23 protein-coding genes are annotated in these 19888 nt (G+C 59.7%); 7 read left to right on the top strand and 16 right to left on the bottom strand.

Annotated elements, in window-relative coordinates; all coding sequences use genetic code 11:
- Window positions 1-47 precede the first annotated feature (47 nt).
- From ACOYXE_RS27610 to ACOYXE_RS27660, 11 genes are all read right to left on the bottom strand, one after another.
- Window positions 48-539 (bottom strand): DUF2878 domain-containing protein, encoded by a 492-nt coding sequence (locus ACOYXE_RS27610; protein WP_160059391.1) that lies wholly within the window; start codon window positions 537-539, stop codon window positions 48-50.
- Window positions 532-1797: a class I SAM-dependent methyltransferase gene (locus ACOYXE_RS27615; RefSeq protein WP_460927006.1), complete on the bottom strand. Its 1266-nt coding sequence runs from the start codon at window positions 1795-1797 to the stop codon at window positions 532-534. The genes ACOYXE_RS27610 and ACOYXE_RS27615 overlap by 8 nt, the downstream gene beginning before the upstream one ends.
- Window positions 1784-2599 (bottom strand): DUF1365 domain-containing protein, encoded by an 816-nt coding sequence (locus ACOYXE_RS27620; RefSeq protein ID WP_460927008.1) that lies wholly within the window; start codon window positions 2597-2599, stop codon window positions 1784-1786. The genes ACOYXE_RS27615 and ACOYXE_RS27620 overlap by 14 nt, the downstream gene beginning before the upstream one ends.
- Window positions 2596-3843 carry an NAD(P)/FAD-dependent oxidoreductase gene (locus tag ACOYXE_RS27625; RefSeq protein WP_160059388.1) on the bottom strand — a complete coding sequence of 416 codons (1248 nt, stop codon included), beginning with the start codon at window positions 3841-3843 and terminating at the stop codon, window positions 2596-2598. The genes ACOYXE_RS27620 and ACOYXE_RS27625 overlap by 4 nt, the downstream gene beginning before the upstream one ends.
- Complete coding sequence (locus ACOYXE_RS27630) at window positions 3840-4622, bottom strand: SDR family NAD(P)-dependent oxidoreductase (protein WP_160059387.1); 783 nt, start codon at window positions 4620-4622, stop codon at window positions 3840-3842. The genes ACOYXE_RS27625 and ACOYXE_RS27630 overlap by 4 nt, the downstream gene beginning before the upstream one ends.
- The gene (locus tag ACOYXE_RS27635; RefSeq protein ID WP_016987206.1) at window positions 4619-5041 is read right to left on the bottom strand and encodes a nuclear transport factor 2 family protein; all 423 of its coding nucleotides are present in this window, start codon (window positions 5039-5041) and stop codon (window positions 4619-4621) included. The genes ACOYXE_RS27630 and ACOYXE_RS27635 overlap by 4 nt, the downstream gene beginning before the upstream one ends.
- Window positions 5034-6479, bottom strand: coding sequence for a deoxyribodipyrimidine photo-lyase (phrB, locus tag ACOYXE_RS27640; RefSeq protein ID WP_460927011.1), 1446 nt, complete (start codon window positions 6477-6479; stop codon window positions 5034-5036). The genes ACOYXE_RS27635 and phrB overlap by 8 nt, the downstream gene beginning before the upstream one ends.
- A gap of 20 nt (window positions 6480-6499) precedes the next feature.
- Window positions 6500-7441 carry a MerR family transcriptional regulator gene (locus ACOYXE_RS27645; protein WP_460927013.1) on the bottom strand — a complete coding sequence of 314 codons (942 nt, stop codon included), beginning with the start codon at window positions 7439-7441 and terminating at the stop codon, window positions 6500-6502.
- Window positions 7441-8403, bottom strand: coding sequence for a YbgA family protein (locus tag ACOYXE_RS27650; RefSeq protein ID WP_160059384.1), 963 nt, complete (start codon window positions 8401-8403; stop codon window positions 7441-7443). The genes ACOYXE_RS27645 and ACOYXE_RS27650 overlap by 1 nt, the downstream gene beginning before the upstream one ends.
- 212 nt (window positions 8404-8615) lie before the next feature.
- On the bottom strand, window positions 8616-8831 hold the full coding sequence (locus tag ACOYXE_RS27655; protein WP_460927015.1) for a TIGR02450 family Trp-rich protein: 216 nt from the start codon (window positions 8829-8831) through the stop codon (window positions 8616-8618).
- Entirely contained in the window at window positions 8828-9814 is a 987-nt protein-coding gene (locus ACOYXE_RS27660) for an NAD(P)/FAD-dependent oxidoreductase (protein ID WP_160059382.1), read from the bottom strand. Before ACOYXE_RS27660 ends, ACOYXE_RS27655 begins: the two co-directional genes overlap by 4 nt.
- A gap of 197 nt (window positions 9815-10011) precedes the next feature.
- Between ACOYXE_RS27660 and ACOYXE_RS27665 the strand changes: the two genes are divergently transcribed.
- Window positions 10012-10914, top strand: a complete 903-nt coding sequence (locus ACOYXE_RS27665) for a TIGR01777 family oxidoreductase (protein ID WP_460927017.1) — start codon at window positions 10012-10014, stop codon at window positions 10912-10914.
- A gap of 13 nt (window positions 10915-10927) precedes the next feature.
- Entirely contained in the window at window positions 10928-11953 is a 1026-nt protein-coding gene (hemH, locus tag ACOYXE_RS27670; protein WP_460927019.1) for a ferrochelatase, read from the top strand.
- A 102-nt stretch (window positions 11954-12055) separates the two neighbouring features.
- Here hemH and ACOYXE_RS27675 read toward each other — a convergent pair whose 3' ends face one another.
- Together ACOYXE_RS27675 and upp are read right to left on the bottom strand one after the other, a co-directional pair.
- Complete coding sequence (locus ACOYXE_RS27675) at window positions 12056-13330, bottom strand: uracil-xanthine permease family protein (protein WP_077574503.1); 1275 nt, start codon at window positions 13328-13330, stop codon at window positions 12056-12058.
- A gap of 2 nt (window positions 13331-13332) precedes the next feature.
- Entirely contained in the window at window positions 13333-13971 is a 639-nt protein-coding gene (gene upp / locus ACOYXE_RS27680; RefSeq protein ID WP_007912842.1) for a uracil phosphoribosyltransferase, read from the bottom strand.
- Between the two features lie 162 nt (window positions 13972-14133).
- Here upp and ACOYXE_RS27685 point away from each other — a divergent pair, with 162 nt between their 5' ends.
- The 3 genes from ACOYXE_RS27685 to ACOYXE_RS27695 all read left to right on the top strand — a co-directional run bounded on the left by ACOYXE_RS27685 (window position 14134) and on the right by ACOYXE_RS27695 (window position 15654).
- Window positions 14134-14691 (top strand): hypoxanthine-guanine phosphoribosyltransferase, encoded by a 558-nt coding sequence (locus tag ACOYXE_RS27685; protein WP_064387625.1) that lies wholly within the window; start codon window positions 14134-14136, stop codon window positions 14689-14691.
- A gap of 132 nt (window positions 14692-14823) precedes the next feature.
- Window positions 14824-15303, top strand: a complete 480-nt coding sequence (locus ACOYXE_RS27690) for a hypothetical protein (RefSeq protein WP_137219522.1) — start codon at window positions 14824-14826, stop codon at window positions 15301-15303.
- A gap of 63 nt (window positions 15304-15366) precedes the next feature.
- The gene (locus ACOYXE_RS27695) at window positions 15367-15654 is read left to right on the top strand and encodes a PA4642 family protein (protein ID WP_127929737.1); all 288 of its coding nucleotides are present in this window, start codon (window positions 15367-15369) and stop codon (window positions 15652-15654) included.
- Window positions 15655-15721: 67 nt separating this feature from the next.
- Here ACOYXE_RS27695 and mqo read toward each other — a convergent pair whose 3' ends face one another.
- Complete coding sequence (gene mqo, locus ACOYXE_RS27700) at window positions 15722-17230, bottom strand: malate dehydrogenase (quinone) (RefSeq protein ID WP_460927023.1); 1509 nt, start codon at window positions 17228-17230, stop codon at window positions 15722-15724.
- 708 nt (window positions 17231-17938) lie between these two features.
- A complete protein-coding gene (locus tag ACOYXE_RS27705; protein ID WP_007912834.1) occupies window positions 17939-18172 on the bottom strand; it encodes a hypothetical protein in 234 nt (77 codons plus the stop codon).
- Between the two features lie 204 nt (window positions 18173-18376).
- On the opposite strand from ACOYXE_RS27705, the gene ACOYXE_RS27710 reads away from it, so the two are divergent.
- Window positions 18377-18961 carry a YajG family lipoprotein gene (locus tag ACOYXE_RS27710; protein ID WP_160059378.1) on the top strand — a complete coding sequence of 195 codons (585 nt, stop codon included), beginning with the start codon at window positions 18377-18379 and terminating at the stop codon, window positions 18959-18961.
- A 240-nt stretch (window positions 18962-19201) separates the two neighbouring features.
- Here the strand turns inward: ACOYXE_RS27710 and ACOYXE_RS27715 are convergent, their stop codons facing one another.
- Window positions 19202-19408 carry a hypothetical protein gene (locus ACOYXE_RS27715; RefSeq protein WP_008083982.1) on the bottom strand — a complete coding sequence of 69 codons (207 nt, stop codon included), beginning with the start codon at window positions 19406-19408 and terminating at the stop codon, window positions 19202-19204.
- Window positions 19409-19601: 193 nt separating this feature from the next.
- Here ACOYXE_RS27715 and ACOYXE_RS27720 point away from each other — a divergent pair, with 193 nt between their 5' ends.
- A complete protein-coding gene (locus ACOYXE_RS27720) occupies window positions 19602-19880 on the top strand; it encodes a hypothetical protein (RefSeq protein ID WP_077574500.1) in 279 nt (92 codons plus the stop codon).
- Window positions 19881-19888: the final 8 nt, after the last annotated feature.

A 19888-nucleotide genomic window follows, 5' to 3' on the forward strand; every position in this document is an offset into this window, starting at 1 on the left:
CAGTGTAAGGCAGTCGCCGCCGTGCGTGTGAAAGCTCTGACAGACGCTCAGTGCACCAACCGCCGCGCCATGGAGTGCAGCAGCGGAAACAGCAGTGCCCAGAGCAGTCCGATGCCGATCAATGTCGGCAGTTCACCATAGGGAAATTGCACCCCGGCCAGTCGCCCGCCAGCGTAATACGACAACGCGCCGCCGACCGCGCCCAGCACGCTGGCCAGCCACCACGGCCTGGCGCTCCATTGCAGGCAATGGCGCAATGTGGTCGCTAGCAGCGCCCAGAGCAGCATCAGCCACAGCGGAATCAGCGGCGACTGATCCTCAAACTCGAACACCCCGACACCACGCAACACACTGTCCACGGCTGTGCCGACAATCACCACGCTCAAAATCAAACGGCCTTCAGCCGCCCAACTGCTGATCCAGCGCAGATGAATCACCAGCACCGCCAACGCGACCAGCAACCACAAACTGTTGCCGCCGAGCACGCAGGTCAGCCAGCCGATCTGGAACAACAAGGCATTGGCGACACGCTCAAGCATCGAAGCGTCCGAGCAGCGGTGCGGTCATTGCGGCCGGTTTGGCCAGCAGCAATTGCGCGGTGCCAATGGTGCGTTCGAGGAATCCACCTTCGCAGTAACACAAGTAAAACTCCCACAGCCGCAGGAAGTAATCGTCATAACCCAGCTCGGTCAAACGGCCATGGGCACGGCGGAAGTTCTCGTGCCACAGGCGTAGGGTTTTTGCGTAATGCAGGCCAAAATCTTCCATGTGCAGCAGGTTCATGTCGGTGTCGCGGCTGACCACTTCGAGCATTTTCTGCACGCAGGGCAGGGCGCCGCCGGGGAAGATGTAACGCTGGATAAAGTCGACGCCACGCTTGGCTTGTTCATAGCGTTGTTCGCGAATGGTGATCGCCTGGATCAGCATCAAACCGTTGCTCTTAAGCAGGTGCGCGCATTGTTTGAAGTAGGTCGGCAGGAACCGGTGACCGACCGCCTCGATCATCTCGATCGACACCAGTTTGTCGTATTCGCCAGTGAGGTCGCGGTAGTCCTTGAGTAGCAGTGTGACCTGATCCTGCAAGCCCAGTTGTTCGATGCGTTGCGCGGTAAACGCATACTGCTCTTTTGACAGCGTCGTGGTAGTGACGCGGCAACCGTAGTTCTGCGCCGCGTAGAGCGCCATGCTGCCCCAACCTGTGCCGATTTCCAGCAAATGGTCGCTGTCCTTGAGCGCGAGCTTTTGACAGATCCGCTCCAGCTTATTCAACTGCGCCTGCTCCAGGCTGTCTTCGGGCGTAAGGAACTGCGCCGCCGAATACATCATGGTCGGGTCGAGAAACTGCTCGAACAGATCGTTGCCCAGGTCGTAGTGAGCAGCAATGTTCTTCTGCGAACCCTTACGCGTATTGCGGTTGAGCCAATGCAGGCCTTGCACCAACGGCCGACCGAGTCGGGCCAGACCACCCTCCATGGCATCGAGCACGTCGAGATTGCTGACGAATACGCGTACCACGGCCGTCAGATCCGGTGAACTCCAATAGCCGTGAATAAACGCCTCGCCGGCACCAATCGAACCGTTGCCGGCAACCATGCCCCAGACGGCCGGATCCAACACATGGATTTCCCCGAGCAAGGCACTGCCCGGAGTACCGAACATCAGCCGTTCGCCATCCTCGATCACCAGCAGTTGCCCGTGTTTGAGTTGCGCCAATTGGCGCAACACGCCACGGCGCAGCAGCGATCCGGTCAGACCGTTGGCGCTGAACCGACTGACCGACAGACTAAAGGATTTCATGGCGGTGCTCCTTGGGAGGCACAGTGGCGGTTTGAAAGCTGCCGTTGGCAGCCTGATGAGCAAAGATCGGTGCGCGTTTGAGCAGCAGTCGCAGGGCCTGCCAGTAAATCGCCAAGGCAGTTTTTGCGGTCATCCACGGAAAGCGCCGCAAGTAGCGGTGCAGGCTGCGACGGTCGAGACTTTCGCGTTGCAGATTGAGTGTGGCGTCGAACAGTTTGTGCTCGCCTTGCCAGTCGGCCATGTGCACACCGAGGGCTTGCGCGGCGGGACTGAAGCTCATGCGGTATTCGAGATCGCGCGGCAAAAACGGCGAAACGTGAAAGGCCTTGGCCACGGCGAAGTGCTGGTGAAAATCCTGCAGATTGGCGGGCGCACGCGCCGGCAGCACGTAGTGATAGCGCTCGCGCCACGGCGTGTTGGTCACTTCGCAGACAATCGCCGCCAGTTGCCCGTCGGCCTCATGGCAATAAAAAAAACTCACCGGGTTGAACGACAACCCCCAACTGCGCGCTTGGGTCAGCAGGCAGATCGAGCCTTGCGGTTCATGGCCGATGGCGATGCCGACCTGCTGACGTACGGCGTCGATCAGGCGCATGCCTCGGCCGGTAAAGGTCTTCAGGTAGTCGGTCTCGCGAAATGAAAAGGGCGCAAAGCGACTGCGCCCGGCCAGCGGCGACAGTCCAAGTACGGCGTCCTGTTCGCTGAGGTCGAGGTAGAGCAAACCGATCCTGTAGCGGAATTCATGGCGGCGCGGCGAGAAACGCCGATGGCCGATCCAGCCGCTGTACAGGGCGCTGTTCATAAGGTTTCCCCGAACGCGGCGGCCACGCGCAAGGCGCTGACCACACCGTCTTCATGAAAACCGTTGGCCCAATAGGCGCCGCAATAATGGGTGTGCTGCGCACCATCCAGTTCGCCCCAGCGATTCTGTGCCGCCACCGCTGCGAGGCTGAATTGCGGGTGGGCGTAGGTGTAACGGGCAAGCACTTTCTCCGGGCTGATGCCGGCGCTTTGATTGAGGCTGACGCAGAACGTGGTATCGCTCTGAATGCCCTGCAGAATGTTCATGTCGTAGGTGACGGCGGCGTGGGTGTGGCCGGCGCCGCTCAGCCGATAGTTCCAGCTCGCCCAGGCCAGTTTGCGTGTCGGCAACAGGCGCGTGTCGGTGTGCAGCACCACTTCGTTGTCGGCGTAGGGCAGGGCGCCGAGGATCGCGCGTTCGGCATCGCTCGGCACCGCCAGCAGTTGCAACGCTTGATCGCTGTGGCAGGCGAACACCACCTGGTCGAAGTGTTCGAGGCCTGCCGGGCTGTGGATAACCACGCCATGCACGTCACGATCAACCCGTGTCACCGGGCAATTGAGACGAATCCTGTCCTTGAACCCAGCTGTCAGCGGCGTGATATAGGCGCTGGAACCGCCTTCGATGACTTGCCATTGCGGCCGATCACTGACCGACAACAAGCCATGATTCTTGAAGAACCGCACAAAAAACTGCAGCGGGAAATTGAGCATTTCCGCCATCGGCATCGACCAGATCGCCGAGCCCATCGGCACGATGTAATGCAGGATGAAGCGTTCACCGTAACCGCCGGCCTTGAGGTATTCGTCGAGGGTGGTGTCGGCGGCGATGCGCAGCTCGACGAGGTCGCGCTGGGCTTCTTTATTGAAACGCAGAATATCGCGCAACATGCCCCAGAACCCGGGCGAAAACAGGTTGCTGCGCTGGGCGAAGAGGCTGTTGAGGTTGTTGCCGTTGTATTCCAGGCCGGTGTCCGGGTCGGTCACCGAGAAACTCATTTCCGTCGGTTTGAACGCTACGCCAAGCTGGCCAAGCAGACGGATGAAATTCGGGTAGGTCCAGTCGTTGAACACGATGAAACCGGTGTCCACGGCGTACTGGCGGCCATCGACGGTCACTGGCACGGTGTGCGTGTGGCCGCCGACCCAGTCGCCCGCCTCGAACACCGTCACGTCATGGCGGCGATTGAGCAGGTAGGCGCAGGTCAGCCCGGCGATCCCGCTGCCGACGATGGCGATTTTCATGTCGGATCCGTCAACGGAGGGGACTTGCGCACCATGCGCTTGCCGATCGCCAGTTGCACCCGCGCCGGCAGTTTCGACAGCGGCCACAACGCTGCCATGAACAGCGCCGGGAAGGCGATCTCCAGCGGCCGTTCCTTGAGCTTGGCGAAGATGTGCCGCGCGGCTTTATCCACCGGCCAGCTCAACGGCATGGGGAAATCATTCTTGGCGGTCAGCGGTGTTTCCACGAACCCCGGGCTGACCACGGTGACTTCAATGCCTTCATCGGCCAGGTCTATACGCAGCGATTCGAACAGGTAACGCAAACCGGCTTTCGACGCGCCATAGGCTTCGGCCCGTGGCAGCGGCAGGTAGGTCACCGAACTGGCTACACCGATCAGATGTGGCGCGGTGCCTTTGCGCAGCAGCGGCAGCGCGGCCTCGATGCAATAACTGCTGGCGAGCAGGTTGGTGCGCACCACATGTTCGATGATCGATGAGTCGAACTGCTTGGCATCGACGTATTCGCAGGTGCCAGCGTTGAGAATCACCGAGTCCAGCGAACCCCAGTCCGCCGCGATCTGCTCGCCGATTTCGCGCACAGTCTGGCTGTTGGTCAGATCTCCGGGCACCACCAAAACCTGCCCCGGATAGCGTTGCGACAAGACCTTGAGCGGGGCGATCTGGCGGGAACTGACCGCCAAGTGTGCGCCGGTTTTCAGAATTTCCTCAGCCAGTGCCGCGCCGATGCCACTGCTGGCCCCGGTCAACCAATAACGCCTTGGAGGTGTACGACTCATCCCATTCTCCTTTTCAGCCAGGCGATGACCCGGCCCAATACTGGCAAGTGTTCATACAGCAGCGCCCCGGCATCGAAATAATCCCGGTGGCGATAAACCTTGTCGTGCCACAACAGATGCGAGCAGCCGCTGACGCGAATGACGCGGCCACCCGCCAGGCGCGGGTGGCGATAACTCATGACCCAGCGCAGGTAGCCTTCGCAGTCGCCGATCTGGTCGAAACCATGAAAGTCGAACCGCAGTTCACTAACGTTGGCGTACAACTCGCCGAAATAGTCGCGTAGCTGCGCCAGCCCCTGCACCTCGTGCAGCGGGTCGGTGAAGTGAATGTCATCGCTGTACAGCTCGCCCAGGCTTTGCAGGTTGTCTTTGTTCAACGCTGAAAATTGCCGGGCGAAGCGGCGCAGGAATTCACTCATCATCACCTCCTGAAGACGTACGCGATGGCAGATTCTTGAACGCGGCCAGTGCCCGTTGGCGTGAGTCGCTGAGGTTGACGATCGGCGACGGATAATCCACCGCGCCGAACAATCCACCGAGGTTGGCCGGGTTGTGCACCTCTTTTTTGTTGAGGTCGGCCAGTTCCGGCAGCCAGTGCTTGATGAACAGGCCTTCGCTGTCGAATTTTTCCGACTGGCTCAACGGGTTGAAGATGCGGAAGTACGGCGCCGAATCGGTGCCCGTCGACGAACTCCATTGCCAGCCACCGTTGTTCGCCGCCAGATCGCCATCAATCAGGTGACGCATGAAAAAGCGTTCGCCTTCGCGCCAGTCGATCAACAGGTTTTTGGTCAGGAACATCGCCACGACCATGCGCAGGCGATTGTGCATCCAGCCGGTTTCGAGCAATTGGCGCATGGCCGCGTCGATGATCGGCAGACCGGTGCGCGCCTCTTGCCACGCGGCGAGATCGTCCGGCGCGTCACGCCAGGCCAGCGCCTCGGTTTCCGGGCGGAAAGCGCGATGGCGGGAAACGCGGGGATAACCGACCAGAATGTGTTTGTAGAACTCGCGCCACAACAGCTCGTTGATCCAGGTGACCGCACCGACCTTGCCGCTTTCGAATTCGCCCTGATTGCTTTGCAGGGCGGCGTGCAGGCATTGCCGCGGCGAAATTACACCGGCAGCGAGATACGCCGAAAGCTGACTGGTGCCAGGCTTGGCCGGGAAGTCGCGTTCGCTCTGGTAGTAATCGATCTGCGCGTCGGTGAAGGTGTCGAGGCGGCGTCGGGCTTCCTGTTCACCGGCCGGCCACAGATCGCGCAAGGTCTGGCTCGGCGTCGAGAAGCCCGTGACCGAGTCGGGAATCGGGTCGCTGTCGACCTCAAGTTTTTCCTGTTTGCCGGGGGCTTTGACCAGGGCAGGCATCGAGCGGTGCAGGCGTTCGTAGCAAAACTTTCTGAACTGGCTGAATACCTTGAAGTAACTGTCGGTCTTGGTCAGCACCGTGCCGGGTTTGAACAACAGTTGATCAAGATAGCTGTGGAAATCGATGTCCTCGGCCTTCAGGGCTGCGCCTACCGCTGCATCGCGACGACTTTCATGGACGCCATATTCTTCATTGACGTGCACCGCCGCTATCTTCAGTTGCCGGCAGAGTTTGAGCAGTTCTGCCGGGGCCTGATCCCAATGGGTTGCAGTGCGAATCAGCAAAGGGATGTTGAGTTTGCCAAGGCTTGCGCTCAGCTCACGCAGGTTGCGCAGCCAGAAATCGACCTTGCAGGCGGCATCGTCATGCTCAAGCCATTGCTGCGGACTCAACAGATACACGGCGACCGTCGGGCCGCGCGCTGCGGCGGCCGCGAGAGCGGTGTTGTCATGTTGGCGCAAATCGCTGCGCAGCCAGATCAATTGCATGTCGGAACCCACTGCGTCCATTAGATCAGCCCACGCTGAACGAGCACCTGGTGCGCTACAAGCGCGTCTTCAGCCAGGAACACATCAGCCATCTCGGAAGTTCTTACGGACAACTCGGCGTGGTGGATGCATACCGTTGGTCCGACCAGCATTTTCGGGCAACTGACTCCGTTCAATAGTTTCGGCAACTGCGCAAGGTTCATGGCTTTGCTGGAATACAGCAGTACGCCACGGGCTTGCAGATGTTCGACCGCCAGCGCCAGTTCAGCGGCCGGCAGCGGCCAGTCAAACACTTGCACCGGACAATCAGCGCTACTGATCAGCCACGCGCACAGCCACAGATGAGGTTCCAGTGGCAGGTCGGAATGATTGATCAATAACAGCGGGGCGCCATGTAACTGACGATTGTTATGGTAGATGCGTGTGCCGAATTTGCTGCGTAACCACGAATAAAAGAACACCCGCTCCATCTGCGCGCCAAATTGGCCCTGCCAGCGCTGCTCCAGTTCCGCCAGCAACGGCATCAGCAATTGCTCGCACAAGGTGCGTGGCGGGTAGAGCGCCATGGCCTGATTGACGCTGTCGTCGAGGCTGCGTTCATTGAGTTGGGTGACGGCGGCAAGCAGGGTTTGGCGCAAGCGCTGCCAGTCGTTTTCCACCGATTCGCTGAACGCCTGTGGTGCGTCGAGCAGCGGTTTGACTTGGCTGACTGCGACGCCACGGTTGAGCCAGGTAAGGATGGTCAGAATTTGCTGCACATGCTCGGCTGAATACAGCCGGTGCCCCTTGGGCGTGCGTTGCGGGACGACCAGCCCGTAGCGGCGTTCCCACGCACGCAGGGTGATTGCATTGACGCCGGTCTGCCGGGCGACTTCGCGAATCGGCAGCCAGCCCTCGTCGAGGGCTTTTTTAAAATCCGCGCCGAGGTCTTCCTGGGCGCTGGTATCCATTTTCTCGTTCATTAGATTGCGTTTCGCAGGCTGAGGTTTTCCGGGTGCGGCTGCAGGTAAACCTGTTGCGCGATGTACGAATCCGGATGGAGGCGAAAGTGATGCTTGAGCAGCGTCAACGGCACCACCAGCGGCACGATGCCTTGGCGGTACTGGCCGATGACGTGTTGCATTTCCTGTTTGTCTTCAGCGCTGATTACCTGTTTCAGATAACCGCTGATGTGCAGCAGCACGTTGCAGTGCGTGCCACGGGTGGCGCATTTTTTCAGCGCCGCCATCAGTTCGCTGAAGTAGCGTGGGCCGAGTTCGACGGGATCGGTGTCGGCCATGTTGCCGAGCAGTTTGCCCAGCGCTTTGTATTGCGGCGGGTTGTGCGCCATCAGCAAATATTTGTAGCGCGAATGAAATTCGGTGAGGGCGCGACGGCTCAGGCCGCCAGCGAGGACTTGTTGCCATTCGCTGTAGGCGAACACACGGGTGATGAAGTTTTCTCGCAGCACCGGGTCGTTGAGACGCCCGGCTTCTTCCACGGGTAGATCCGGGTGCTGTGCGCAAAACGCCTGGGCGTAAATCCCGCGACCACCGCCGTTCACCGGGGCGCCGTTGGCGTGGTAGACCTTGACCCTTTCCAGGCCGCAGGACGGTGATTGCTGCATGAAGATGTAGCCGCAGAGGTCATCGAGTTCGGCAGCCATTTTCTCGCCGTATTCAGCCAATGGCTGAGTGACATTGATCGCCCGGTTCACCGTACCGACCGCTTGTGGATGCTCGGCATCGCCGACGAGGCGGATCGGTTCGCGCGGGATGCCGAGGCCGATGGCGACCTCCGGGCAAACCGGGACGAAATCGAAATGCTCGGTGAGGGTGCGGCTGCACAGGCGTGATTCCTTGTGCCCACCGTTGTAGCGCACCTCGGCACCCAGCAGGCAGGCGCTGATGGCGATTTTTGGCTTGGCTAGGCAAGGATCTGACATGGGCACCTCGAATCTGTACCTGTACAGAGGTAGATCTCTGTACAACTTTCTTCAGCATAGATTCGTGGGTGTACAAGTCAAATTATTTGTATAACTTTTTCGGTTGATGCGATTCCTGTAGGAGTGAGCCTGCTCGCGATAGCGGTATGTCATTCAATAAAAATGTTGAATGGTCCACCGCCATCGCGAGCAGGCGAAGGCCTACAGGGGCTTTATTGCCAACCCAATAACCAGTGATCGTTGTTCTTGAGGGCTTGCCAATCGAGGCGTTCGGCGCGTTTGGTCAACACCGCCTGCAACTCGACTTCCAGCACCGTGCCTTCCTCGTCGCGGAACAGTTCGGTCACCAGAAAGTGTTTTTCACGGTTTTGCGGGTGAGCTGCTGTCCATTTCGACAGCAGCAATTTACGCGGATTGAGGCGGTTCATTGCAGATGTTCGTGCAAGCGGCGCGCGGCTTCCTGGCCACTGAGCCAGGCGCCTTCGACACGCCCGGACAAGCACCAGTCGCCGCAGGCATAAAGGCCCAGATCGGCATCGGCCAATGTGCCCCACTCGTGGCCCGTCGCCGGGCGCGCGTAGAGCCAGCGATGGGCGAGGCTGAAGCTCGGCGCCGGCATGGCGCTGTGCAGCAACTCGGCAAAGGCGCCGTGCAGTTGCTCGATCACCGCTTCCTTGGACAGGTCGATGTGCTGCCGGCTCCACGCGCTGGTGGCATGCAACACCCAAGTGTCGAGAGTGTTGTCGCGCCCCGGTTTACTGCGGTTACGCGCCAGCCAGTCGAGCGGGCTGTCCTGCACAAAGCAACCTTCGATGGGCGTGTCCAGCGGGGTGTCGAAGGCGAGGGCGACGGCCCAGGTCGGGTCCATTTTCACCCCGGCAGCCGCCCCGGCAAGCTTCGGTGCGGCGGCCAGCAAGGCAGTCGCTTGCGGTGCCGGGGTGGCGATCACGACATGGCTGAACGGCCCGTGAGTGAAACCTTCGGCGTCCTGCAAATGCCAATGTTCTTCACCGCGATAGACCTCGGTGATGCGGCAGGCAAAGTGCACTTCCAGACCGTCAAGCAGGCCACGGGTGATGGCGCTCATGCGCGGCGCACCGACCCAGCGAGTCTGCTCGTCCGGCGACAGATTCAGCTGCCCGCCCTGATAGGTGTAGAGCTGCGGCGTCCACTCGGCGACCCAGCCCAAGCTTTGCCAACGCTGCACTTCGGTGACGAAGCGGCGGTCGCGCGCGGTGAAATATTGCGCGCCCATGTCCAGTGAACCGGCGTCGCTGCGCTTGCTCGACATGCGCCCGCCGCTACCGCGACTCTTGTCGAACAACTGGACGGTGTGCCCGCTCTCTGTCAGAGCCTGGGCGGCGGAGAGTCCGGCGATGCCGGTGCCGATGATTGCGATAGGTACAGTCATAGGGGCCTCGTTTACCTTTCTGTACAGACTACGCCGTGGATGAAACCTGTACAATTTTGTTTTTTGGTATAACTTCTAGCATTCTCGTTCTGACAGCTTGGCCTATGGTTAAACAATAGAGCCTGCCCGATAGAAAAGATCCCTGTTTATAAAAATAGACTAGTGATCCGGGTTAAACGCCACGCGAGGAAGATGTCATGCACATATTGCTGACCGGCGGTACTGGTTTGATAGGACGTCAGCTCTGCCGACACTGGTTGGGGCTGGGACATCGCTTGACAGTGTGGAGCCGCAAGCCGGAGAAAGTCGCGAAAATCTGTGGTGCGCAGGTGCGTGGTATTGCGCGTCTGGAAGATCTTGGCGAAGAGCCTGTGGAGGCGATCATCAATCTGGCTGGCGCGCCGATTGCCGATCGGCCGTGGACCCATCGCCGCAAAGCGTTGCTGTGGAGCAGCCGTATCACCCTGACGGAAACCCTGTTGGCCTGGCTGGAAACGCGATCAAAAAAACCGGCGCTACTGATCTCCGGATCGGCGATCGGCTGGTACGGCGACGGTGGTGAGCGCGAATTGACCGAAGATTCGCCGCCGGTGATCGACGACTTCGCCAGTCAGTTGTGCATCGCTTGGGAAGAGACCGCACTGCGCGCCGAAGCGCAGGGCATTCGTGTAGTGCTGGTGCGCACCGGGCTGGTGCTGTCGGCTGAGGGCGGCTTTTTGTCGCGCTTGCTGTTGCCATTCAAACTCGGATTGGGCGGGCCTTTGGGCAATGGTCGGCAGTGGATGCCGTGGATTCATATCAACGATCAAATCGCCCTGATTGATTTTCTTCTGCACCGCGAGCAGGCCACTGGTCCTTATAATGCCTGCGCGCCGCAACCGGTGCGCAATCGCGAATTTGCCAAGACGCTGGGCAGCGTTTTACACCGCCCGGCGTTCATGCCGATGCCGACGCTGGCGCTAAAGGTCGGCCTCGGCGAGATGTCTTTATTGTTGCTCGGCGGCCAGAAGGCCATACCGACACGCTTGCTGGAAGCGGGTTTCACTTTCCAGTTCACGGATTTACGCGCGGCCCTGGATGATCTCTCCAGCCGCCTTTGAAATAGGACGTTGCATGACCGATCACGCCTTGCTTCTGGTCAACCTGGGTTCCCCGGCTTCCACCTCGGTGGCCGATGTACGCAGCTACCTCAATCAATTCCTGATGGACCCGTATGTGATCGACCTGCCATGGCCGGTGCGGCGTTTGCTGGTGTCGCTGATCCTGGTCAAACGCCCCGAGCAATCGGCTCATGCCTATGCCTCGATCTGGTGGGACGAGGGTTCGCCGCTGGTGGTGCTCAGCCGTCGTCTGCAGCAGCAGATGACCACGCAATGGACCCACGGCCCGGTAGAACTGGCCATGCGTTACGGCGAACCGTCGATTGAAACCTGTTTGCTCAAGCTGGTCGCGGCGGGGCACAAGCGCATCACGCTGGCGCCGCTATACCCGCAGTTCGCCGACAGCACGACCACCACGGTGATCGAAGAAGCGAAACGGGTGATCCGGCAGAAGAAACTCGACGTGCAATTGTCGGTGCTGCAACCGTTCTACGATCAGCGGGAATACCTCGAGGCGCTGGTCGAAAGCGCCCGGCCGCATCTGCAGCAGGACTACGATCATTTGCTGCTGAGCTTCCACGGTTTGCCTGAGCGGCACCTGACCAAACTCGATCCGACCGGCAATCACTGCTTCAAGAATGATGACTGCTGCAAAAACGCTTCGCCTGCGGTATTGGCGACCTGTTATCGCGCGCAATGCCTGCGGACAGCGGCGTTGTTCGCCGAGCGCATGGGCCTGCCGGAGGGCAAATGGTCGGTGTCGTTTCAGTCGCGTCTGGGCCGGACCAAGTGGATCGAACCCTACACCGAGGCACGGCTGGATGAGCTGGCGAAAAGCGGCGTGAAGAAGATTCTGGTGATGTGCCCGGCGTTTGTCGCCGATTGCATCGAGACGCTGGAGGAGATTGGTGATCGCGGCAAGGAACAGTTCCGCGAAGCGGGGGGCGAGGAGTTGGTGCTGGTGCCATGCCTGAATGATGACCCGCAATGGGCCAAGGCCTTGGCGACCCTCTGCGAAAGAGCACCGCTGGCGCTCTAAAAGCAAATCGCGAGCAGGCTCACTCCCACATTTGAATGCATTCCAATATGGGAGCGAGCCTGCTCGCGAAAGCTATTTTTCAGGCAGCGACGATCTAAAGGCTTAGATCAGCGGCTCATCCGCCTTCTTGTTCTTCCAGCCATCATTGCCCGGCAGAATCAGGTTCAGCGCAATCGCCACCACCGCGCACAGCGCGATGCCTTTGAGGCCGAAATCATCCGGGCCAGTCCCGGTGCCGACCAGCACACCGCCAATCCCGAACACCAGCGTTACCGACACGATCACCAGATTGCGCGCCTCGCCCAGATCGATCTTGTGCCGGATCAGGGTGTTCATGCCCACCGCCGCGATCGAACCGAACAACAGGCACAGAATCCCGCCCATCACCGGCACCGGAATGCTCTGCAGCAGCGCGCCGAACTTGCCGATGAACGCCAGGCTGATGGCGAAGATCGCCGCCCAGGTCATGATTTTCGGGTTGTAGTTCTTGGTCAGCATCACCGCGCCCGTCACTTCGGCGTAGGTGGTGTTTGGTGGACCGCCGAACAGACCGGCTGCAGTGGTGGCAATGCCGTCACCGAGCAAGGTGCGATGCAGGCCAGGCTTTTTCAGATAGTCGCGACCGGTCACGCTGCCGACGGCAATCACGCCACCGATGTGCTCAATCGCCGGGGCCAATGCCACCGGAACGATGAACAGAATCGCCTGCCAGTTGAACTCCGGCGCGGTGAAATGCGGAATCGCAAACCATGGCGCAGCGGCAATCTTCGCCGTATCGACCACGCCGAAATAGAACGCCATGGCAAAACCGACCAGCACACCGGAAATGATCGGCACCAGGCGGAAGATGCCTTTACCGAACACCGCCACGATCAACGTGGTCAGCAGCGCCGGCATCGAGATCAGCATTGCGGTCTGGTAATGGATCAGTTCAGAACCGTCGCCAGCCTTGCCCATCGCCATGTTCGCGGCAATCGGCGCCATGGCCAGGCCGATGGAAATGATCACCGGACCAATCACCACCGGCGGCAGCAGACGGTCGATGAACCCGGTGCCTTTGATCTTCACGGCAAGGCCGAGGAAGGTGTAGACGAAACCGGCCGCCATCACACCGCCCATGGTCGCGGCGAGGCCGAACTGGCCCTTGGCGAGAATGATCGGGGTGATGAAAGCGAAGCTCGACGCCAGAAACACCGGCACCTGACGCCCGGTGACGATCTGGAACAGGATCGTCCCAAGACCTGCGGTAAACAGTGCCACGTTCGGGTCCAGGCCCGTGATCAGCGGCATCAGCACCAGGGCGCCGAAAGCCACGAACAGCATCTGGGCGCCGGACAGCACCGTGCGCCAGAGCGGATCGTTGAACTCTTGCTGCATGGTTACGCGTCCTTCTGCTTGGTGCCGAAGATCTTGTCACCGGCGTCGCCAAGTCCAGGGATGATGTAACCGTGCTCGTTCAAGCGCTCATCGATAGACGCGGTGTAGATGGTCACGTCCGGGTGAGCTTTTTCTACTGCAGCAATGCCTTCCGGCGCGGCAACCAGCACCATCGCACGGATGTCTTTGCAGCCGGCTTTTTTCAACAGGTCAATGGTCGCAACCATCGAGCTGCCGGTGGCGAGCATCGGGTCGATGATCATCGCCAACCGTTCGTCGATTTCCGGAACCAGTTTTTCCAGATAGGTGTGCGCTTGCAGGGTTTCTTCGTTACGGGCGACGCCCACAGCGGAAACCTTGGCACCCGGGATCAGGCTCAGTACGCCTTCAAGCATGCCGATACCGGCGCGCAGGATCGGCACGACGGTGATCTTCTTGCCGGCGATCTTCTCGACCGACACGGTGCCGCACCAGCCCGCAATATCGTAGGACTCCAGCGGCAAATCTTTTGTAGCTTCATAGGTCAACAGGGCGCCGACTTCCTGAGCGAGCTCACGGAAGTTCTTGGTGCTGATATCGGCGCGGCGCATCAGGCCGAGTTTATGACGGATCAGCGGATGGCGGATCTCGAGGATGGGCATGGAAAAACTCCGGCGGCGGGCAAAAAAACCGGCCTAGATTAATCTATCCGAGGGTGATGTCCTATAGGACATTCTGTACGTTAGTCCATAAAGGCTTGATTCGGCCTCAATGGATGCGTACCTTTGCCCGCTTTTCCAATTCCGCCACCCCTGGAGAGCGCCATGTCCGCTGATCTCGAGCATATCCGTCAAATCATGCGAGAGGCTGACTGCCTGTACACCGAAGCTGAAGTCGAAGCGGCCATCGCCCGTGTCGGTGCACAAATCAACGAACAACTGGCTGACAGCAACCCGGTGGTGTTCTGCGTGATGAACGGCGGCCTGATCTTCTCCGGCAAACTGCTGACCCATCTGCACTTCCCGCTGGAAGCGTCCTACCTGCACGCGACCCGTTATCGCAACGAAACCAGCGGCGGCGACCTGTTCTGGAAAGCCAAGCCGGAAGTCTCGTTCATCGACCGCGACGTGCTGATCATCGACGACATCCTCGACGAAGGTCACACCCTCGGCGCGATCATCGACTTCTGCAAACATGCCGGCGCACGCAAAGTGCACACCGCCGTGCTGATCGACAAGGACCACGACCGCAAGGCGCGTCCTGACCTGAAAGCCGATTTCGTCGGCCTGCCGTGCATCGACCGCTACATCTTCGGTTATGGCATGGACTACAAAGGCTACTGGCGCAATGCCAACGGGATCTTTGCCGTTAAAGGCATGTAAGCAAGATCAAAAGATCGCAGCCTTCGGCAGCTCCTACATGGGATTGATGTCCACCCTGGAGCTGCGGAACGCTGCGATCTTTTGCTTTTAATCCCATGCTAGAGTGCTCGGCCCCGCCCTCCGGAGCCTGTCATGCGCCTCTTGATCCGCAGCTTTGCCGCCCTGTTGCTGGCCCTCAGCCTGCCGCTGTCCGCCGCGCCGATGCACAGCCAGTTCCTGCCGCCGGATGATCTGACCGTGCGCGATGCCGAACCCGAGCAGCAGCAACTGCTGCAGGTCACCGATTACTCCGTGGTGGTCGGCGCGCAACGCCAGTCCAATCAGCAGCCGATCCCGGTCACCTCGCCGCTGATGATCCGCCTCAAAGGTAAATCCCTGAACAAGGGCGCGACGATCACCCAGGTGCTGGTCAATTTCGACGGCGAAAGCAAAAGCCTGAAAAAGCCGATCTACGACGACAAGAGCAAAACCCTGACGTTGTTTTATCCACAGGCCCAATACCGCGTGATCATCGATCTGCTGCGCAATGACACCGTGTATGTGCAGTTCCTCAGTTACGCCAACGGCCACATCTGGGCCGATTTGCACACCGGGGCGGTGCGATCGCGTTGAGCCGGGCGGCCGCGCAGGGGTAAACTGCCCGCCCCGTGTAATGTCTGCGAGCTGGAGTCGGCAATGCGTAAAGATAAGAAACAAGTGATTGGTGACGAGATCGGCGATGAGCAGATCAAGCTGTTCCTCGATTTTGAGCCGGTCGACGCCACTTCGCCGTCGCTGCACAAACTGATCAAGGCCTACCGTGGCCTGCGTATCGACGACTTCGAACGCTTTCTGGGTTTCTTCGTTGCAGCTGGTTATGACGTGGATGGCAAGGACGAGCAGGGCAAGACCTTCGTTGAGGTGATAGCCGATCAGCGCAACGCCCCGGAATACATTGAGCTGATCGAAAAGTCCCGCACCTGAGGCTTTTCCCAGGCATAAAAAAACGCCCCGCGCTCACTGAGTACGGGGCGTTTTTTATGCGGCAAGATCAAGCGTAGCTTGGGGTCTCGCTGCTTTCTTCAACCAGTTCCAGCGCGATGTTGTTCTGCGTGTTGATCTTGCGATACAGCGCAGCATCGGTTTCCAGGACCTTTTCACGGGCCGGGAAGATTTCCGCCAGTTTGCCGGCCCACTCACCCTTGGCCTTGGCCGGGAAGCACTTCTCGATCAGTTCGAGCATGATCGAAACGGTTACCGACGCGCCTGGCGAAGCACCGAGCAGGGCGGCGAGGGAACCGTCCTTGGCCGACACCAGTTCGGTACCGAACTGCAGGATGCCGCCCTTTTTCGGGTCTTTCTTGATGATCTGCACCCGTTGGCCGGCCACTTCCAGGCGCCAGTCGTCGGCTTTCGCCTCCGGGTAGAAACGGCGCAGGGAATCCAGACGCTGTTCCATCGATTGCATCACTTCGCTGACCAGGTACTTGGTCAGGTCCATGTTGTTTTTCGCCACGGCCAGCATCGGCCCGATGTTACCGGCGCGAACCGACAGCGGCAGGTCCATGAAGGAGCCGTGCTTGAGGAACTTGGTGGTGAAACCGGCGTATGGCCCGAACAGCAGGGATTTCTTGCCGTCGACCACGCGTGTGTCCAGGTGCGGCACCGACATCGGTGGCGAACCTACGGCAGCCTGGCTATAAACCTTGGCTTGGTGGTGCTTGACCACTTCCGGGTTGTCGCAACGCAGCCACTGGCCGCTGATCGGGAAGCCGCCGAAGCCTTTGCTTTCTTCGATGCCCGAGGCTTGCAGCAGCGGCAGCGCCGCACCGCCAGCGCCGAGGAAGACGAATTTGGCATCGACTTCACGGGTGTTGCCGTTGTTGACGTCCTTGATGCTGACGGTCCAGCCGGCGCCGTTACGCTTGAGGCCAGTGACGCGCTTGCAGTATTTGACTTGAGTGTCCGGGGCGCTGGTCAGGTGCTTGAGCAACTGATTGGTCAGGGCGCCGAAGTTGACGTCGGTGCCGTTCATCACGCGAGTGGCAGCGAGGACTTCGTCCGGCGAGCGGCCCGGCATCATCAGCGGCATCCACTCGACCATCTTGGCCTTGTCTTCGGTGTACTCCATGTCCGCGAAGGCGTGGTGCTTGCTCAACACGTCGAAGCGCGATTTGAGGAAAGACACGCCGCTGTCGCCCTGGACGAAACTCAGGTGCGGCACCGGGCTGATGAAGGATTTGCACGAGCCGAAGGTGCCTTGCTTGGTCAGGTACGACCAGAACTGCTTCGACACCTCGAACTGGGTGTTGATGTGCACGGCTTTCTTGATGTCGACGGTGCCATCGGCGGCTTGCGGCGTGTAGTTCAGCTCGCACAGGCCGGCGTGACCGGTACCGGCGTTGTTCCATGGATTGGAACTCTCCGCAGCACCGGAATCCATCAGCTCGACGACTTCCAGCTTGATCGCGGGGTCGAGCTCTTTGAGCAGCACGGCCAGGGTGGCACTCATGATGCCCGCCCCAACCAGAACTACGTCGACTGCTTCGTTATGCGCCATTTAACGCGTCTCCAAAATCTGCAGCACCAAATTGTCGGCATGGCTGCCAGGCGTTCCGGGACAGATCAGTTATGCCCCAGCTATCCGTGGTCAGGTCGCCATGTCCGAATCTTCGCAATTTTTCGCAACTTCGACGGATGTATGCGGCTTGGCTTTCAAGAGCTCCATGAACTCATTTCAGCGCACAGCTGGCAATTCGACTTATGGTCGAGACATCCATTTTTGTGCAACCAAATCCGTAGCGGACAGGCTTCAGGCTCCGATATTCGAGGTATACCCGGTCCTGTGTCGTTGGGCTGTTTCAGACGCTAATGGTGCATGTTCAGACGCAAAACTTTTCATTTGCTCGCCACACTCTTGTGAAGTTGTGAAAACCCGTTTTTTTCACGCTCTTTTGAAGACGTGAACCTCAAAAAAGGGCTGTCCAGGCCTGGCACCTTGCCCGAGGGCAAAAACAACGCGGTGGCCGAGCGTCATGACAGCTCTGCAGATTCGCGAAAAGCGGGGTTTTTGCCGGAAGAACAGGCAAGCGCGCCAACTTCACTCGATCTGTGTGGGCGGCTCTCTGTGGGCGATTTTGATGTCAAATGCATGCGCATTGACGCTGTTGCGGGGCCCGATCAGGAGACGTCCTTATAATCGGGGGGAGATTGTATCGAAGAAATGCGGGCAGTTGCTCGTGTTTAATGACTTTTATTAGGCATCCGGTCAGATGCTCAACATCGCTTGCACCCGTGCACGGGGCTGCGACGCTATGACGCGGGCGCTGGCGGGCAGTGGCTGGTGCAACCAGTTGAGGCGGATTTCTTCGATTTCCACCCAACCGTCGCCCATTGGTTGCAGGCTGCACTGCTTGAATGCCTGGCAATGGCCGTTGCGATCGAGCAGGGCGAAGCTGCGGTGCAGCGGGCGCGGTGCGAACAACGAGATCAGATAACGCATGGTTGAGTACCTTGTGGGGGACTGATTGCAAGGTTGCCAAGGTGCCGTGACGTGAACGTGTATGGCGGGTGAATAATCTGTGACAGGAACCGCTTTCCCAAGGGTTTGTCAGACATTTCAGTATTCACTGCCGGGCGCTGGTTACCCGCAGTGGCCCACCGCTATACTGCCGGCCTGTTTGTGCCTGATTCTGGAGAGAAGAGCATGTTGCAACGCCTGTTGTTCGGATTGATCACTGTGGCCGGTTTGACCCTGGCCGGCTGCGCCCACAGCCCGCAACAACTGAACCCGGAGCCGAAGCTGACCACCCAGCTGCCAGCGGTCGGCCGTGGCCAGCCAGTGGTCGTGCGTGTGGTCGACGGTCGGCCGTCGCCAACCCTCGGTACCCGCGGCGGCCTGTACCCGGAAACCAGCGCCATCACCGTGCAGCGCGAGCAGATCCTGCCCAAGCTGCAGGCTCAGGCCGAAGCTGCCGTGCGCCTCTTGGGTTTCACCCCGACCAGCAACGCACCGAATGCTCCGCAGCTGACCGTGACTCTGGCCGAGCTGAAGTATCAGTCGCCGAAAGAAGGCATGTACGTGACTGAAGCGACCATCGGCGCGACCTTCCGCTCCGACGTGCAGAACGCCAACCGTCGCTACAGCGGCCGTTATGGTGCGTCGCTGGACCAGCGTTTCGGCATGGCGCCGAATCAGGAAACCAACACCAAACTGGTCAGCGATGTATTGAGCGATGCGCTGACGCGTCTGTTCAAGGATCCGACGGTGGGTCAGGTTCTGGCTGAGTAAGTTTTCGGCGGATGTGAAATAGCCCGGGATCAGTTATGGCCTCGGGCTTTTTTGTCGGGCATGAAATCGTACCCCCTCACCCCAGCCCTCTCCCCCAGGGGGGCGAGGGGGAAAGGGAGCCGATCGGCGGTTTTTCAGAACCGGAGTTCACTCGAGTTTTTCAGGTCGATGTACCTCGACCAAACAACCCGGTCAGTCCCCTCTTCCTCCGGGAGAGGGCTAGGGTGAGGGGCTTTTTGCTCAGGCAGCCTGGGAGTAGAAGTCGAGAACGCTGACACCCGTCAGCAAATCCGTCTCTGGCAAATCCGCATGCTGATGCCCGCCCAGCGCGCAATACACCAGCCAATGGCGATCCTGAACATTGAAGGCAAGGCTGCCGACGAGGCTCTGTTGTTCGTCGTAAGGGGTGATGAGGTACAGACGATCCTGGTTTTCAGCGTGAAGCATGTCGCGTTCCATGTGTGTTTCGAGGCGCGCAGGGTGGCCTATCCACATGACGATGCCGTGACACAGGACAGCCATCGGTCGATTGTCAGGTAATTTGTCGCAAAGGCTGGGGCAGGGGAGCAAGGTTTGGGTAGAATCCGCGCCGCAGTCGTCGATCTGGCGTCTGCCATACCGGTTCAGATAGAGGTCTGTGATGTCGCTGCACTTGATGACGCTGTTTACCGCCCATCCCGCCAAGTTGATCAACCTGCTGGCGCTGTTGTTGGCGTTTCCGGGCAGCTGGCTGCTGCACGCCACTCGCCGCCGTGAGCAGCGCGCGATGGCTAGCATTGCCGCCCAGCGTCAGGCGCAGCCGAATGCCGAGCCGATACTGGATTGGGCGACTTTGCGCATGAACCGGTTTTTCTATCGCTTCGGTTTTGCTTGCCTCGCTCTGGCCCTGGTCGTTTCCTGGATCAGCACGCGCTTCTAAAAGCTTCA

The sequence above is a fragment of the Pseudomonas sp. MC6 genome (assembly GCF_054790575.1).

Bases quoted from the DNA above. Each gene is read 5' to 3' on its own strand.
- ACOYXE_RS27620 (WP_460927008.1), bottom strand. From the start codon at position 2,599: ATGAACAGCGCCCTGTACAGCGGCTGGATCGGCCATCGGCGTTTCTCG.
- ACOYXE_RS27660 (WP_160059382.1), bottom strand. From the start codon at position 9,814: ATGACTGTACCTATCGCAATCATCGGCACCGGCATCGCCGGACTCTCC.
- ACOYXE_RS27720 (WP_077574500.1), top strand. From the start codon at position 19,602: ATGTCGCTGCACTTGATGACGCTGTTTACCGCCCATCCCGCCAAGTTG.
- ACOYXE_RS27685 (WP_064387625.1), top strand. From the start codon at position 14,134: ATGTCCGCTGATCTCGAGCATATCCGTCAAATCATGCGAGAGGCTGAC.
- ACOYXE_RS27695 (WP_127929737.1), top strand. From the start codon at position 15,367: ATGCGTAAAGATAAGAAACAAGTGATTGGTGACGAGATCGGCGATGAG.
- ACOYXE_RS27635 (WP_016987206.1), bottom strand. From the start codon at position 5,041: ATGAGTGAATTCCTGCGCCGCTTCGCCCGGCAATTTTCAGCGTTGAAC.
- ACOYXE_RS27615 (WP_460927006.1), bottom strand. From the start codon at position 1,797: ATGAAATCCTTTAGTCTGTCGGTCAGTCGGTTCAGCGCCAACGGTCTG.
- ACOYXE_RS27645 (WP_460927013.1), bottom strand. From the start codon at position 7,441: ATGAACGAGAAAATGGATACCAGCGCCCAGGAAGACCTCGGCGCGGAT.
- ACOYXE_RS27650 (WP_160059384.1), bottom strand. From the start codon at position 8,403: ATGTCAGATCCTTGCCTAGCCAAGCCAAAAATCGCCATCAGCGCCTGC.
- ACOYXE_RS27710 (WP_160059378.1), top strand. From the start codon at position 18,377: ATGTTGCAACGCCTGTTGTTCGGATTGATCACTGTGGCCGGTTTGACC.
- hemH (WP_460927019.1), top strand. From the start codon at position 10,928: ATGACCGATCACGCCTTGCTTCTGGTCAACCTGGGTTCCCCGGCTTCC.
- ACOYXE_RS27675 (WP_077574503.1), bottom strand. From the start codon at position 13,330: ATGCAGCAAGAGTTCAACGATCCGCTCTGGCGCACGGTGCTGTCCGGC.
- ACOYXE_RS27690 (WP_137219522.1), top strand. From the start codon at position 14,824: ATGCGCCTCTTGATCCGCAGCTTTGCCGCCCTGTTGCTGGCCCTCAGC.
- ACOYXE_RS27610 (WP_160059391.1), bottom strand. From the start codon at position 539: ATGCTTGAGCGTGTCGCCAATGCCTTGTTGTTCCAGATCGGCTGGCTG.
- ACOYXE_RS27630 (WP_160059387.1), bottom strand. From the start codon at position 4,622: ATGAGTCGTACACCTCCAAGGCGTTATTGGTTGACCGGGGCCAGCAGT.
- ACOYXE_RS27655 (WP_460927015.1), bottom strand. From the start codon at position 8,831: ATGAACCGCCTCAATCCGCGTAAATTGCTGCTGTCGAAATGGACAGCA.
- ACOYXE_RS27665 (WP_460927017.1), top strand. From the start codon at position 10,012: ATGCACATATTGCTGACCGGCGGTACTGGTTTGATAGGACGTCAGCTC.
- ACOYXE_RS27715 (WP_008083982.1), bottom strand. From the start codon at position 19,408: ATGCTTCACGCTGAAAACCAGGATCGTCTGTACCTCATCACCCCTTAC.
- phrB (WP_460927011.1), bottom strand. From the start codon at position 6,479: ATGCAATTGATCTGGCTGCGCAGCGATTTGCGCCAACATGACAACACC.
- ACOYXE_RS27705 (WP_007912834.1), bottom strand. From the start codon at position 18,172: ATGCGTTATCTGATCTCGTTGTTCGCACCGCGCCCGCTGCACCGCAGC.
- upp (WP_007912842.1), bottom strand. From the start codon at position 13,971: ATGCCCATCCTCGAGATCCGCCATCCGCTGATCCGTCATAAACTCGGC.
- mqo (WP_460927023.1), bottom strand. From the start codon at position 17,230: ATGGCGCATAACGAAGCAGTCGACGTAGTTCTGGTTGGGGCGGGCATC.
- ACOYXE_RS27625 (WP_160059388.1), bottom strand. From the start codon at position 3,843: ATGAAAATCGCCATCGTCGGCAGCGGGATCGCCGGGCTGACCTGCGCC.